General features: G+C 52.0%; 16 protein-coding genes. 4 read left to right on the top strand and 12 right to left on the bottom strand.

Features of this window, described 5'->3' with window-relative positions:
* Positions 1-53: 53 nt before the first annotated feature.
* The gene (locus tag R0137_RS02585) at positions 54-341 is read right to left on the bottom strand and encodes a hypothetical protein (protein WP_407328321.1); all 288 of its coding nucleotides are present in this window, start codon (positions 339-341) and stop codon (positions 54-56) included.
* 186 nt (positions 342-527) lie between these two features.
* Between R0137_RS02585 and R0137_RS02580 the strand changes: the two genes are divergently transcribed.
* The 4 genes from R0137_RS02580 (at position 528) to aqpZ (ending at position 4,104) form a co-directional block, all read left to right on the top strand.
* Entirely contained in the window at positions 528-1,328 is an 801-nt protein-coding gene (locus R0137_RS02580; protein WP_407328319.1) for a helix-turn-helix domain-containing protein, read from the top strand.
* A 133-nt stretch (positions 1,329-1,461) separates the two neighbouring features.
* Entirely contained in the window at positions 1,462-2,181 is a 720-nt protein-coding gene (locus R0137_RS02575; RefSeq protein WP_407328318.1) for an SIR2 family NAD-dependent protein deacylase, read from the top strand.
* Positions 2,182-2,228: 47 nt separating this feature from the next.
* The gene (locus R0137_RS02570) at positions 2,229-3,320 is read left to right on the top strand and encodes a glutathione S-transferase family protein (protein ID WP_407328316.1); all 1,092 of its coding nucleotides are present in this window, start codon (positions 2,229-2,231) and stop codon (positions 3,318-3,320) included.
* Positions 3,321-3,408: 88 nt separating this feature from the next.
* Positions 3,409-4,104, top strand: a complete 696-nt coding sequence (gene aqpZ / locus R0137_RS02565) for an aquaporin Z (protein WP_407328315.1) — start codon at positions 3,409-3,411, stop codon at positions 4,102-4,104.
* A 155-nt stretch (positions 4,105-4,259) separates the two neighbouring features.
* Here the strand turns inward: aqpZ and glmS are convergent, their stop codons facing one another.
* The 11 genes from glmS to R0137_RS02510 form a co-directional block, all read right to left on the bottom strand.
* Positions 4,260-6,089 (bottom strand): glutamine--fructose-6-phosphate transaminase (isomerizing), encoded by a 1,830-nt coding sequence (gene glmS / locus R0137_RS02560; protein ID WP_407328314.1) that lies wholly within the window; start codon positions 6,087-6,089, stop codon positions 4,260-4,262.
* 3 nt (positions 6,090-6,092) lie between these two features.
* Positions 6,093-7,475: a bifunctional UDP-N-acetylglucosamine diphosphorylase/glucosamine-1-phosphate N-acetyltransferase GlmU gene (gene glmU / locus R0137_RS02555; protein ID WP_407328313.1), complete on the bottom strand. Its 1,383-nt coding sequence runs from the start codon at positions 7,473-7,475 to the stop codon at positions 6,093-6,095.
* A 195-nt stretch (positions 7,476-7,670) separates the two neighbouring features.
* Complete coding sequence (locus R0137_RS02550) at positions 7,671-8,102, bottom strand: F0F1 ATP synthase subunit epsilon (protein WP_407328311.1); 432 nt, start codon at positions 8,100-8,102, stop codon at positions 7,671-7,673.
* Positions 8,103-8,135: 33 nt separating this feature from the next.
* Positions 8,136-9,533, bottom strand: coding sequence for a F0F1 ATP synthase subunit beta (atpD, locus tag R0137_RS02545; protein WP_407328310.1), 1,398 nt, complete (start codon positions 9,531-9,533; stop codon positions 8,136-8,138).
* Positions 9,534-9,550: 17 nt separating this feature from the next.
* The gene (gene atpG / locus R0137_RS02540; RefSeq protein ID WP_407328309.1) at positions 9,551-10,414 is read right to left on the bottom strand and encodes a F0F1 ATP synthase subunit gamma; all 864 of its coding nucleotides are present in this window, start codon (positions 10,412-10,414) and stop codon (positions 9,551-9,553) included.
* 16 nt (positions 10,415-10,430) lie between these two features.
* Positions 10,431-11,975 carry a F0F1 ATP synthase subunit alpha gene (atpA, locus tag R0137_RS02535; RefSeq protein ID WP_407328307.1) on the bottom strand — a complete coding sequence of 515 codons (1,545 nt, stop codon included), beginning with the start codon at positions 11,973-11,975 and terminating at the stop codon, positions 10,431-10,433.
* A 17-nt stretch (positions 11,976-11,992) separates the two neighbouring features.
* A complete protein-coding gene (locus R0137_RS02530; RefSeq protein WP_407328306.1) occupies positions 11,993-12,529 on the bottom strand; it encodes a F0F1 ATP synthase subunit delta in 537 nt (178 codons plus the stop codon).
* Between the two features lie 9 nt (positions 12,530-12,538).
* Entirely contained in the window at positions 12,539-13,009 is a 471-nt protein-coding gene (locus R0137_RS02525) for a F0F1 ATP synthase subunit B (RefSeq protein WP_407328305.1), read from the bottom strand.
* A gap of 63 nt (positions 13,010-13,072) precedes the next feature.
* Positions 13,073-13,312, bottom strand: coding sequence for a F0F1 ATP synthase subunit C (atpE, locus tag R0137_RS02520; protein WP_008293388.1), 240 nt, complete (start codon positions 13,310-13,312; stop codon positions 13,073-13,075).
* A 90-nt stretch (positions 13,313-13,402) separates the two neighbouring features.
* A complete protein-coding gene (gene atpB / locus R0137_RS02515; RefSeq protein ID WP_407328303.1) occupies positions 13,403-14,281 on the bottom strand; it encodes a F0F1 ATP synthase subunit A in 879 nt (292 codons plus the stop codon).
* 75 nt (positions 14,282-14,356) lie between these two features.
* Positions 14,357-14,773 carry an ATP synthase subunit I gene (locus tag R0137_RS02510; protein ID WP_407328301.1) on the bottom strand — a complete coding sequence of 139 codons (417 nt, stop codon included), beginning with the start codon at positions 14,771-14,773 and terminating at the stop codon, positions 14,357-14,359.
* Positions 14,774-14,946: the final 173 nt, after the last annotated feature.

Here is a 14,946-nt window from a genome sequence, read left to right as displayed (position 1 = left end):
CCTTTTATACGCCGCAGCTGTCTCAGCAGATGGGCGGCATCAAAGTGGCAGGGCTACTCGTTTTTAGGCCGGTCGGTGGCGAGATAAAGAAGTGGACCGAATGACCCCAAGGCGAGCGTCAGAACTACCCAAATCCAGGGGTTTCGTCCGCGGTCCCGAGCATGAGGAACAAGAAACGTGAGTAGCAACAGCAAGGCAATTACCAGATCGACAAATACCTGCAAACCACCAGGAGTTTTATGTGTGGCAAAGATCCCAGCAATTCCGCCATTCATTAGCGACCAAGTGGTCAGGGCAGCAAATGGGATAAGAATGATCAAGGCAAGATTACGTTGGTTCATAGTGGGTTCTCCGTTGGAAAAGCAAAAACTTTGTCAGCTGGAGCGTGTAGCTTGCGTCGTAGGTCGGAGCGACTCAATGACCTCAGAGGTTATTGAAACAATCCATGCCGTCACGGCAAACTGGTGCTCCGAGAAAGCTGCGGGCGCTTCCGTTTACGGTTACGCCAGTAACCAACGGAGTAGTGCATGGACACCTCACTAAGCACCTTCCCCAATCTGTGCAAGCAATGGCGGCAGCGACGGCATCTGTCACAGCTACATCTGGCAGAGACCGCAGCCATTTCCCAACGTCACCTTAGCTGGCTCGAAACAGGTCGTAGCCAGCCCAGCCGCGAAATGGTGCTCAGACTTGCTGACGCGATGGAAGTCCCTCTTAGAGAGCGTAATACGCTGCTCAATGCCGCAGGTTTTGCGCCACAGTATCTGGAGTCCCGCCTTGAAGAACCGCATATGGCTCCTGTTGGTGAAGCGCTGACAGCTATTCTTGAGCATCACATGCCGTTCCCGGCTGTTGTAGTTAACCGCAAGTGGGACAGGATGATGGCGAACGCGGCGGCGGATCTCATGTTTAGCCTGGTCGACACGAATTCGGGTCAAACCGAGACTAAAGAAACGTTCAATTTGGCTGAGGCCACGCTCGCACCCCATGGACTGCGGCGATACATCACCAACTGGGAGACTGCCCTGCCGATGTTCGTTAATCGTTTGCGCAGTGAAGCGCTTGCTTCGGGGGAAACGTCCACCATCGCGCATGTCGAAGCACTCATACGAAGTGCGGGGGAATTGCCCGACAATCCGCCTGCGCCCGAGCCGCTACTTCCGGTGATGCCCCTGGAACTCGATATAGACGGGCTGCAGCTATCCCTATTTACCGTAATGTCGACCTTCGGCACGCCCCAGGACATCACTACAGACGAACTGCGCATTGAGGCTTTTTACCCGGCCAACGACGCCACACGCAGTTTCTTTGCGGGTACAAAAGAATGATCGCTCTCTATGTTTTGTATTTAGTTGCATCGTTGGCATCGATGCCGCTGGACTTATCGCCTTTGTAACGGCGCTGGTACTCCATACAATGATTGCGAGAAACTAAGCTCCTACGCATCTAATAGGTAGCTTCATGGCCACGCTATACATTACCGGTGCCGGCGTTAGTGCTGAAAGTGGTATTCCCACCTTCCGAGGTGAAGACGGGTTTTGGACCATTGGAAGCCGAAACTACACCCCACAAGAAATGGCGACACGGGCGATGTACGAGCAGGATAGCCTGCAGTTTCTGCGCTGGTACTACCACCGCTTTGCCACATATAGGCATCACGGGCCTAACACGGTGCATCACTGGTTAGCCGACAAAAACCTCATAACGCAAAATATTGACGGCTTGGATGGCAAAGCAGGAAACAAAGACTTCATCGCTATCCATGGTCGTCTGGATCAGATGACCCTCTTCCACGATCAAGCGATGGCAGAACAAATTTCCCCGATAGCTACGCCGTGGGATGACGTCGATGAAAGTGCTTTGGATGCGAGCTTAAAGTCGGTTTTTCGTATCGAGGACAAGCCGGTTATTGGTGAGTCCTACAAACCCTACGTGCTGCTCTTTGACGAGTACTACACTGAGTTGTACAGAATATCAGAAGCAAGGGCACAAATGCTGGCGGCCGATCGCATCGTGTTCATGGGCACGTCTTTTAGCGTGAACATTACGATGATGGCTCTCGAAATTGCCATGGCTAGGGAAACGCCTATAGAAATAGTAGATCCGCAGCCAGTAAAGGTACCCTATGAGAACACCACCTATCATGCGATGACGGCATCGAGCTACATAGAGAAGTCTTGATTGATAGTGAGAGACTCATACTAACTGGAGTTAATCGGAGACTCGACTTGGCAAAACTCAAGCTATACGGCCTGCGGGTTTCTTACTACACGGGGAAAATGGAGGCCTACCTTCGATACAAGGGTATCGATCACGACTTCGTGGTGCTGGACGCTCCCTTAATGCAGATGCTCGGAGAAAAAACGGGCGCTCAACAAATGCCTGCGATTGAGCTAAGTGATGGTCGCTTTATGACCGACACCACACCCATGATTGCCTGGCTGGAGACGCAATACCCTGCATTCCCGGTAGTACCGGACAATCCTGTTACAGGGTTTGTGTCGCATCTTTTAGAAGACTACTTCGAGGAATGGTTGTGGCGCCCTGCCATGCACTACCGCTGGAGTTATCGGGTCTCTCGTTTGCATCTTGCAAGAAAAATCGTCGAAGAGTTCGATACCAAGATCCCCGGACCAGACTTCATTAAACGAGCTTACATTCGTTGGCGACAGCACGTTAACTACGTTAAGAAAGATGGTGTTGATGCCAACACCTGGGATCACGTTGAGTCTATTTACCTAAACACACTGGATCGACTCGAAGTGGTTTTTTCGAAACGCCCGTATCTGCTCGGCGACAAGCCAACTTTAGGAGACTTTGGTCTCTTTGCATCGATGTTTCGCCACTTCGCTCAGGATCCTACCGCTTCAGACATTATGCGGCTACGGGCTCCCAGCGTATTTGCTTGGCAGGCACGCTTGTGGAATGCGCAGGGCGAGCAAAACGCGCAAATCGTCGATGAAATTCCAGAAGACTTACATCCCATACTCGATGATATCGGTGAGGCCTACCTCCCGTACCTGAATGCAAATGCACTTGCGTGGCAGGCTAGAAAAGAGCGCTTCGATCCCGTCATTCAGGGTGTTCAGTATCGAAACGTACCAGTATCGCAGTACCGTGTTTGGTGCCTGGAAGAGCTTCAGCGTAAAGCGATAGCAATGAGTGCTGAAGATGAGGAAGCGCTGCAGAAGCTATTAACGGCACACAGCTGTTGGGGGTCGTTGTTTGAGATAAACAAGCCCGACTCCCGCTACAACGAAGCTCACAATCTACCCTTTAGTGGCCGTCGCGTGCACTACGACAACCTTGCTCGCAACTAGGCAACGCAAGCTTTACAACTAAACCATCGCATCGTCGATGTTCTACAATGGCGGAGCGTTCAACAATAAAACATAGGGGGTGATGCTCATGAAATTAACTAAAAAACTCGGAGCGGAGTTTATCGGTACTTTTTGGCTGGTACTCGGCGGCTGTGGCAGTGCTGTACTTGCTGCCGCTTTTCCTGATGTGGGAATCGGCCTTCTTGGCGTTTCTCTTGCCTTTGGTTTAACGGTGTTGACCATGGCCTATGCCATCGGGCACATCTCGGGATGCCACCTCAATCCAGCGGTGTCTCTCGGTTTGTGGTCTGGAGGTCGGTTCCCGTTGGCGGAACTGGGGCCCTACGTAGCGGCGCAAGTTGCAGGTGGCGTTGCCGGAGCGGCAATCCTGTATGTGATTGCGACAGGTCAGACAGGTTTTGATGTTACGGCAGGGTTCGCATCCAATGGCTTTGGAGAACACTCGCCCGGTGGATACAGTTTGACCGCAGCATTGGTCACAGAGCTTGTCATGACCTTTATGTTTCTAATGATTATTTTGGGAGCCACCGATCAGCGCGCGCCCACAGGATTTGCCCCCATTGCGATTGGGTTGGGACTGACGCTAATCCATCTAATCAGCATCCCCATCACAAACACGTCGGTAAACCCTGCTCGCAGTACCGGTGTTGCGTTGTTTCAGGGTAGCTGGGCAATCTCACAGTTGTGGTTGTTCTGGCTTGCCCCGCTAGGAGGCGCATTGTTAGCAGGTCTTTGTTACCGTTGGTTTGAAGCTGAAGATTAGTCCCGCCTCAGTAGCGACAACAACGCGTTATGCAAACAACTAATGCGTTTTAAGGGAAGGGGGCTTGCGCCCCCTTTTTCTCACCTTGCAAAAGTGTTTGCTAGAAATCGCCCCACTTTCTTTTAGTAGCGCACGATCACAACGCTGTGGGTGCTTTATTCCACAGTCACGGACTTTGCCAGGTTCCGAGGCTTATCTACGTCTGTCCCTTTTTGTAATGCGACATGATAGGACAACAACTGTAACGCCACGGTGTAGATCACCGGCTGCAGTATCTCGGGAGTATGCGGCATAGCCAGTACATGAACGCCAGGCTCATCTTTGAACCCTGCATCAACATCTGCGAACACATACAACTCGCCCCCACGGGAGCGAACCTCTTCAAGATTAGATTTTAGCTTGTCCAAAAGGTCGTCATTCGGTGCAACAGCGACAATGGGCATATCAGCATCCACCAGCGCGAGAGGGCCGTGCTTTAACTCACCTGCCGGATAAGCCTCAGCATGAATGTAAGAAATCTCCTTGAGCTTCAGCGCCCCCTCCATAGCAATGGGGTACTGAATTCCCCGACCAAGAAACAGCGCGTGATGCTTCTGAATGAAGGAAGCGGACATTGCTTCAATCTGCGGGTCAATCTTCAAGGTCTGCTTAACCAAATCTGGCAGCGCGGTCAGACCGCTTACCAGTTGCTGCTCCCTTTCAGCACTTAACCCTCGGTGACGACCCAGCGCTACCGCAAGCATTAAAAATGCGACTAGCTGCGTCGTGAATGCCTTGGTGGACGCAACGCCTATCTCTATACCCGCCCGAGTTAAGAACGCCATATCGCTCTCTCGAACCAGAGAACTGTTATCCACGTTTGCAATGACAAGGCTGGCGACAAACTCATCGGGATCTGCGTGACGAAGGGCCGCCAGCGTGTCGGCGGTTTCACCACTTTGAGAAATCGTGACCAGTAAGGTGCCCGGATGAGAAACACGCTTCCGATAACGAAACTCTGAAGCAACTTCGACCTGGCAGGGAGTCCCAGCAATGTCTTCTAGCCAGTATCGAGCAACGAGACCTGCGTGATAACTCGTTCCGCAAGCAACAATCTGCACCGCCTGTGTTTTTGCAAACGCCGCCGAAGCGGCCTCACCAAAAATACTGTCATCGATTTTTGTATCGATAGCCTTAGCAAATGTCGCCGCCAGCGCTTGTGGCTGCTCATAAATTTCCTTGAGCATGTAGTGTTCAAAGTCGCCGAGATCAGAGTCCTCGATACTGCCGGAAATCTGCTTCATTTCCCGTTGAACAGGTTCTCCGTCACCGTCGTAAATGGCAAGCCCAGCTGCGCTACAGACAACCAGATCACCCTCATCAAGGTAGATAAAACGGTCGGTTACCTGGCGAAGGGCCATGGTGTCGGAGGCAAGAAAGTGTTCACCGATTCCAACGCCAACCACAAGCGGGCTACCCGATCGAGCGGCAACTACCTCTTCTGGGTTTTGGGTATCAATCGCCGCCAAAGCGTAAGCGCCATTTAAAAGCGACACCGTAGACTGCATAGCCTCAAGTAAACTATTTCCTTCTTCCACTGACCTGTGGAGTAAGTGAACAATCACTTCAGTGTCGGTCGCCGAGACAAAATCGTAGCCGTCATCTCTAAGTTCTTCGCGCAAGGCCTGATGGTTTTCGATGATGCCGTTGTGTACTACCGCGACACGTTGCCCTGAAATATGCGGATGCGCGTTCGCAGCCGAAGGCTGTCCATGCGTCGCCCAGCGTGTGTGAGCGATACCGGTACAACCAAGAATTGGATTTAGCGCTTGTGCCTCTTCAAGAGCCGCAACCTTGCCCTGATACTTATGAAGCTGTAATCGATGCTCGTTGTCGATCAACGCCATACCCGCAGAGTCATAACCGCGGTACTCGAGACGCCTCAGGCCCTCGAGTAGAATTTCTGATACTTCACGCCGCGCTGTCGCAGCCACAATTCCACACATGGATCAGTCTCCCTGAGCCTGGTTTTTTTCGTCGTCTGCTCTTTGCTTGGGTGTCTGCCACCCGTCGATGTTTCGCTGTTTGGCGCGCGAAACACCCAACGTGCGTTCCGGAACATCTCTGGTTACGGTGGAGCCAGCAGCAACAAAGCCGCCAGCGCCGACCTCAAGGGGCGCCACCAGAGTACTGTTTGAGCCCACAAAAACGCCGTCTCCCAAACTCGTTTTGTGTTTGTTAACACCGTCATAGTTACAGGTAATAGTCCCTGCACCGACATTCACGCCGTCGCCGAGCTCAGCATCGCCCACATAGCTGAGGTGATTTACTTTACTGCCCTCGCCGATGAGCGCTTTTTTAGTTTCCACAAAGTTGCCAATACGGGCGCCCTTGGCGAGCGTTGTTCCAGGCCGCAGGCGCGCATAAGGCCCCACGGAACAGCTGTCACCTACATCGCTGTCGTCAATATGACTCATGGCCTGAACTTCTGTACCTGCAGCGATAGTGCTGTTCCTCACAAGGCAATTGGGTCCGATACGGACTCCTTCACCGAGAGTAACCTCACCCTCAAACACGCAGTTCACATCAATAGACACATCACGACCACAACTCAGACTACCTCGAACATCAATACGCGTAGGGTCAGCGAGAGAAACTCCCGCGAGCATAAGTGCTTCTGCGGCTCGCTGACGATAAACGGTCTCGGCCTCTGCAAGCTGTACACGGTCATTGATCCCCATCACCTCACTGGCTTCACTAGCGCGTAATGCGGCGACACAATGACCCTCTTGCACAGCCATAGACAAAATGTCGGGGAGATAGTACTCGCCCTGCGCATTGGCGTTGCCAACACGGGGTAAATACTCCACCAACAACGCTGCCGGGTATGCGAGGACTCCTGTATTAATTTCGCAAACAGCGCGCTGTTCATCCGACGCGTCCTTATGCTCCACCACACCCTGCAATTGATCGGCACTGTCGCGCAATACGCGACCATAACCGTCAGGGTCCTCGAGGTTGGCAGTAAGCAGGGCAGGAGAGTTATCAATAAGGCCCTCTAAAGTACTAGCTCGCAGCAAAGGTACATCGCCGTACAGAACCAAGACCGTAGAGTCGACATCAATACCAGGCATGGCTTGGAGCACCGCATGGCCTGTGCCCAATTGTTCTTCTTGCAGGACCCAGACAAGGTCCTTGGCATCCAGCGCCTCACGAACCAACTCCGAACCATGACCAATAACTACATGTATGCGGACAGGCATCAAGGTACGTGCGCTATCGAGAACGTGGGCAAGCAACGGCCGACTCGCCAAAGGATGTAACACCTTAGGCAAATTGGAGCGCATACGCGTCCCCCGACCCGCAGCCAAAATAACGACTTCAAGCTTCATAGAGATAGCCCGGAGATCCGGCCTTATTCAAAAATTCCGTGGGTTGATAGTACCCACTGGGCAGTGGTTTACAACGCGACTAATACCGACCAGTTCACAGCCTGAAGACGGGATAGTGCATTCCGCCTCAGCCTATGGCCCTAAAACAAAAAACCCCGGCATTGCCGAGGTTTCAAGGTGACCGGTTAGGTTGGCTTAGCTGCCACGACCCGCGCGGTTACGCATCTTACGCAGCGTAGCCAACTGCGCAGCCGCTTCGGCCAATTGCGACGACGCACGACCGTAGTCAAAGTCACCAGTTTGATTGGCTAGTGCTTGCTCCGCATCTCGTCGTGCTTCCTCGGCTGCAGCCTCATCAACGTCATCAGCTCGCATTGCTGTATCTGCAAGAATAGAGACAACGCCGGGCTGTACTTCAAGATAACCACCGGACACATAGTAGACCTGCTCTTCACCGTTTTGCAGAGTGATGCGCACGGGACCAGGAATCAGCGACGACAGCAGTGGCGCGTGACCATAGTTCACGCCCAGCTCACCGACTTCGCCGGTTGCGACCAGCGACTCAATCAGACCTGAGAAAATTTCTTCCTCAGCACTGACAATGTCGCAATGGATAGTCATGGCCATACTCTCTACCTCAGATTCTCAGCGAAAAGCGATTTACAGGTTCTTAGCTTTCTCAACAGCTTCATCAATGCTGCCAACCATGTAAAACGCCTGCTCTGGCAGGTGATCGTATTCGCCAGCCAGAATCGCATTAAAGCCTGAGATCGTATCCTTCAGAGACACATACTTTCCGGGTGCACCGGTGAAGATCTCCGCCACGTGGAAAGGCTGTGAGAGAAAACGCTCAATTTTACGAGCACGATCAACAGTTTGCTTGTCTTCTTCCGACAGCTCGTCCATGCCCAAAATAGCGATAATGTCCTTAAGCTCTTTGTAACGCTGAAGAACATTCTGAACGCCACGAGCAGCGTCGTAGTGCTCATTACCAATCAGAAGTGGATCTAGCTGGCGGGACGTGGAATCCAAAGGATCTACCGCGGGATAAATACCTTTTGCGGCAATATCTCGTGACAATACAACAGTGGAATCAAGGTGAGCAAAGGTTGTGGCAGGCGAAGGGTCTGTCAGGTCATCGGCCGGTACGTATACCGCCTGAATAGACGTAATAGAGCCGGTCTTCGTGGACGTAATACGCTCCTGAAGCGCTCCCATTTCCTCAGCCAGTGTTGGTTGATAGCCAACCGCCGATGGCATACGCCCCAGTAGTGCCGAAACTTCGGTTCCCGCCAGCGTATAACGGTAAATGTTATCTACGAACAAAAGAACGTCACGCCCTTCGTCGCGGAATTTCTCGGCCATGGTCAAACCCGTAAGGGCTACACGGAGTCGGTTTCCAGGTGGCTCATTCATCTGGCCGTAGACCATAGCTACCTTGGAGTTTGACGGGTTCTCGATGTCGACAACCTTCGATTCCTGCATCTCATAGTAGAAATCGTTACCTTCTCGAGTACGCTCACCTACACCAGCGAATACCGACAGTCCTGAGTGCTGCAGCGCGATATTGTTAATCAGCTCCATCATGTTGACGGTCTTACCAACACCCGCACCACCAAAGAGTCCGACCTTACCGCCTTTGGCGAATGGACAAACCAGGTCGATTACCTTAATGCCTGTTTCGAGGAGATCATCAGAAGCTGATAGCTCTTCGTAAGTAGGCGCGGCGCGGTGAATAGATGCGCGCTCCTGCTCACCGATAGGGCCGCGCTCATCGATGGGGTTGCCCAGTACGTCCATGATGCGACCCAAAGTCTCACCACCGACGGGAACTGCGATGGGTGCGCCCGTATTGGCCACATCCAATCCGCGGGACAGTCCCTCGGAGGAACCCATGGCGATCGTGCGAACCACACCATCACCAAGCTGCTGCTGAACTTCCAGAGTGATGTCTTTCTCTGTGATTTTCAGCGCGTCATAAACCTGCGGCACAGAATCACGGGGAAATTCCACGTCGATTACCGCGCCGATGATCTGTACGACTCGTCCGCTACTCATGTGTGTTCCTCTTCTCTTTAACTGATAGCAGCCGCGCCACTGACGATCTCAGAAAGTTCTTGAGTAATCGCAGCCTGGCGGGCCTTGTTGTAAATCAACTGGAGTTCATCAATGAGATCGCCAGCGTTGTCGGTCGCGTTCTTCATTGCCAACATCCGGGCGGCTTGCTCGCAAGCGGCATTTTCAATAACCGCCTGATAAACCTGAGACTCTATGTAACGAGTCAGCAAGCCTTCCAAAAGGTCGCGCGCCTCGGGCTCATAGATATAATCCCAGTGATGTTTCATTTCTTCACTGTCTTCAGCCTGCAGTGGAAGAATCTGCTCCACGGTCGGCGTTTGGGTCATCGTGTTCACAAACTCATTGCTTACCAGGAAGAGGCGATCAATCTTGCCTTCTTCATAGGCATCGAGCATGGTTTTTACACCACCAATCAGGTCTTCAAGTACAGGCTCTTCGCCAATATCGCGCGCTACGGCTATAACGTTACCGCCGTAACTATTGAAAAACGCAATCGCCTTGCTGCCCACGAGAGAGAGATCGATCTCTATGTCCTGATCGGCCCACTCCTTCATTGCTCTAATCGTGGCCTTAAACAAGTTCATGTTCAGACCGCCGCACAGACCTCGATCCGTCGACACAATGATGAAGCCAACGCGTTTGATCTCGCGCTCTTGCATATATACGTGACGATACTCGGGTGCCGAGTTAGCGATATGGCCTACAACCGAACGAATGCGACGAGCGTAGGGCTTGCCAACTTCCATACGGTCCTGCGCCTTGCGCATTTTACTCGCGGCGACCATTTCCATAGCACTAGTGATCTTCTGAGTACTTTGGATACTCGTGATCTTGGTGCGGACTTCTTTACCGGCTGCCATTAGTAAGTCTCCGGATTCAGTACGTCTGTGTAGACTTAAAGGTCTGAATCAGTGATTCGAAGGTACCCGCAATCTCGTCGTTGTAATCACCGGACTCGACAACCTTCTGCATGAGCTCGCCATGCTCAGCGTGCGCATAGGAAAGCAGCGCAGACTCGAAGTCACCGATCTTCTCGACCTCTACATCCCGCAAATGCCCTTCGTTAGCGGCATACAGGACGAGACCCATTTCCGCGATACTTTGCGGTGAGTACTGCTTTTGCTTCATGAGCTCGGTTACGCGCTCACCGTGATCCAGCTGGGCCTTAGTGGCTTCATCCAAATCAGACGCGAATTGCGAGAACGCCGCCAACTCACGATACTGTGCAAGTGCCGTACGAATACCACCGGACAACTTTTTAATAACCTTGGTCTGCGCAGCACCACCCACTCTCGATACAGAAATACCCGCGTTCATCGCGGGACGAACGCCCGAGTTAAACATGTCTGTTTCGAGGAAGATCTGACCATCGGTAATCGAAATTACGTTGGTCGGTACGAAGGCCGATACATCACCTGCCTGGGTTTCAATTACAGGCAAAGCCGTCAGTGAGCCCGTTTTCCCCTTAACGGCTCCATCCGTAAAATTCTCTACGTAGTCGGCATTAACACGGGCTGCACGCTCCAAAAGACGTGAATGCAAATAGAACACATCCCCGGGATAAGCTTCACGACCCGGTGGACGACGAAGGAGAAGAGAAATCTGACGGTAAGCGACGGCTTGCTTACTCAGGTCATCGTAGATAATCAGCGCGTCTTCACCGCGGTCGCGGTAATACTCGCCCATGGTGCAACCTGCGAAGGGTGCCAGATACTGCATAGCAGCAGGATCTGATGCGTTAGCTGCTACGACAATGGTGTGATCCATCGCGCCGTGTTCCTCAAGCTTTCGAACAACCGCTGCTACCGAAGAGGTCTTCTGACCAACAGCGACATAAACACACTTAATGCCGGTGCCTTTCTGGTTGATAATCGCATCAACTGCGATGGCTGTCTTACCAATCTGGCGGTCACCAATGATCAGCTCTCGCTGACCACGACCGATAGGAACCATGGCATCAATCGCTTTGAGACCGATCTGAACAGGCTGGTCAACTGACTGACGAGCAATAACACCTGGCGCTACTTTTTCCAGTGCGTCGGTCATAGCTGCATTAACAGGACCTTTTCCGTCAATCGGTGTTCCAAGAGCATCAACAACGCGACCCTGAAGTTCAGGACCTACGGGAACCTCTAGGATTCGGCCCGTGCAACGACAAGACTGGCCTTCGGCCAAACCTTTGTAGTCGCCAAGAACAACAGCGCCCACCGAGTCGCGCTCGAGGTTAAGCGCCATACCGTAAACGCCGCCGTCAAACTCGATCATCTCACCGTACATAACCTCGGTGAGACCGTGGATGCGGATAATACCGTCGGTGACCGAAACAATGGTTCCGACGTTTCGAGCTTCGCTGCTGACGTCCAGCTGATCGATTCGCTGGCGAATCAGATCGCTTATTTCAGATGGATTCAGTTGCTGCATGATCTGTTCCTCAAAAACTAGTTTGTCAGTGCTTCGGCGAGCTTGTTAAGCCGCCCGCGAACACTGCCATCAATAACCAGGTCGCCTGCTCGAATCATCACGCCGCCTAAAAGGCTGCTATCGATACTGGTGCTTACAACCACTTCGCAGTCCAAGCGTTTGCCGAGTGCCTGGGCAATACGATCTCGGACCGCATCAGGCACTTCAAAAGGCGACACCATTTCTACGTCAACACTTTGCTCACGCTGCGCCTTGAGCTGCGCAAACTGCGTGAGGATATTCGGTACAAGACCCAAGCGGCGATTCTCGGCAAGAACGTGGAGAAATCGCTTACGGCTTTCGCCAAGCTCGTCACCCAATAAATCCACAAACGCATCTGCTTGCTTTTCTGTGGTTAGTGATGGATCACCAAGAAGGCCTTGGACTGCATCATCAGAAACAACAGCCGCAACCAACTGCAGCTCCGTCATCCACGCACTTAGAGCGTTCTCTGAGTTAGCGTATTCAAACGCTGCCCGTGCATAAGGACGAGCGAGTGTACTGAGCTCTGCCATAAGTTAGGCCTACAGCTCGGCGGCGAGCTTGTCGACTATTTCGGCATGTGCCGAAGCGTCAATGCTCGCGCCAAGTACTTTCTCTGCTCCAGCCAAAGATAAAGCTGCAACCTGGCCCCGAAGTTGCTCTCGCGCTCGGTTGCTCTCTTGCTCTATTTCAGCCTGTGCAGCTGTTTTAACGCGGTCAGCTTCAGCTACAGCAGCATCTTTGGCCTCGTCAACAATCTGAGTGGCCCGTCGATTTGCGGCATCGACAATTCCCGCTGCTTCTTCTTTAGCTTCTTTTAAGCGCTCAACAGCTTTCTCTTTTGCCAGCTCAAGATCGTGGCTAGCTTTATCAGCGGCAGCCAGGCCTTCAGAGATTTTCTGCTCACGCTCCTGCATCGCGGCCAGAATAGGTGGCCAGACGTACTTCATACAGAATACGACGAAGGCTACAAACGCCAGCATTTGCCCGATGAGGGTAAGGTTAATATTCACTACCTGCTCCTTGCGAAAACACGCAGACGGCGCTCGCCGTCATGGGATAAGTAATCCGGCGTATTAAGCCGCTGCACCTGGTGCAACAACGAAGATCAGGAACATAGCGATACCAACACCAATAATGGGGATAGCGTCTACAAGGCCAGCACCTAGGAAAAAGGTGGTTTGCAGCTTAGGTGCAAGCTCAGGCTGGCGCGCTGAACCTTCGATTAGTTTTCCGCCAAGAAGGCCTACACCTATCGCAGCACCGAGTCCGCCAAGGCCCATCATGATTGCAGCAGCAACGTAGATCAGTTCCATTGTTTTCTCCTAAAGTCTAAAGGTATTAAAAGTTAAAAAAGTACGGTCTTAATTCGTTCTTGGTAATTAGTGGTAAGCAGTGTCGTTCTATCAATGGTCTTCGTGAGCCATGCTGAGATACACAATGGTCAGCACCATAAAGATGAATGCCTGCAATGTAATAACCAGAATGTGGAATATCGCCCAACCGACCTGCATCAACGCAGCAGGCAGCATCCACGCAACACCTGCACTGAACAGAGCAGCAATCAAAATAAAGATCATTTCTCCGGCATACATGTTGCCGAATAACCGCAAGCCCAGAGAGAAAGGCTTGGCGAGCAACCCAACCACTTCCATAAACAGGTTTACGGGGATAAACAACGGGTGATTGAAGGGGTTAAGTGTGAGCTCTTTAACAAAGCCAAATCCTTTCACCTTGATTGAGTAATAAAGCATCAAGATAAAAACTCCGACAGCCATTCCCATAGTGATATTGGGGTCAGTAGAAGGGACAATTTTTTGATATTCAACGCCGAACAACATCAACGTGTGGGGAATAAGGTCGACGGGCAATAGATCCATCAGGTTCATCAAAAACACCCAGACAAAAATCGTCAGGGCTAGGGGTGCTACCATAGGATTACGACCATGGAAGGTATCTTTTACCGTGTTGTCCACAAAACCCACGACCATTTCAATGGCATTGGTTAAACCAGTTGGCACGCCAGACGAGGCTTTTTTAGCGATACTTCGAAACAACCAACAGAAGATGATTCCCAAACCGATTGACCAGATCATGGAATCGATATGAATTGCATTAAAACCCATAGCGGTTGCTTCATCGCCACCATGAGCCATAGTCCAGACTCCGCCTTCCTGAACGGTGCTGCCATCATGTCGGTGATACCCGCCAGGCAACTTTCCATAGGTTAGGTTCGTCAGGTGGTGGACGATATAGTCTGAAATTGTCTGAGTTTCGCCTGCCATCTGTGCTAAAGCCCTACGTTTTACCTATGACCATCGTTTATTGAACGTTCGAGACTCAAAAAGCTATCTCAACTGCTATCTCGCCCGCAAAAGCCGAATACCGTCGACTACCTGCACTATCCAAAACACCGCAAATCCGGCAAATACCAATCCTGGAGAAGCAGGCTTTACTACCGCAAACACCAACGCAAACATTGATGCGCTCAAAACAAACTTCCCGCCCTCAGCGGCTAAGCCCAACCTTGCTGCCTGGTGGGCACTTCGCTTGGCTGCCGCAGTCAGTCGAACTGCAAAGTACGCCTGAGGCACCATCGCGCACATCGCACCGCAGGCCAGAGACACTGCGCTGGCCAACCCGGCCGCCGAATAAGTAATTGGCGCCACAGCAAACAGCAACATCAACTGGATGAGGGTGGTCCGCAGATACTGCGGCCTAGGGGGCGTCTTGTGCGCGGCCTGAACAGCCTTTTCCCCCACCCTTTCTTGCGCCACTAAAAAGTACGTCCTGATTTGGGCGGCCGCATTATAGAAGCTAAACCTACCGCATTCAAGCAAGCTGCAAGAGTGTTTGGGGAAAAAAGAAACCTTAAAACCAAGGGTAAACCTACAGAATCATCTACAACACTACATGTGGATATAAGAGCAAAAATGAGAGCCATATATAG

The organism is Congregibacter brevis (genome assembly GCF_045689245.1).
In the GTDB taxonomy this organism is placed as follows: domain Bacteria; phylum Pseudomonadota; class Gammaproteobacteria; order Pseudomonadales; family Halieaceae; genus Congregibacter; species Congregibacter brevis.
Note: the sequence above shows the minus strand (reverse complement) of the source record. Positions and strands in the feature narration are given on the sequence as shown.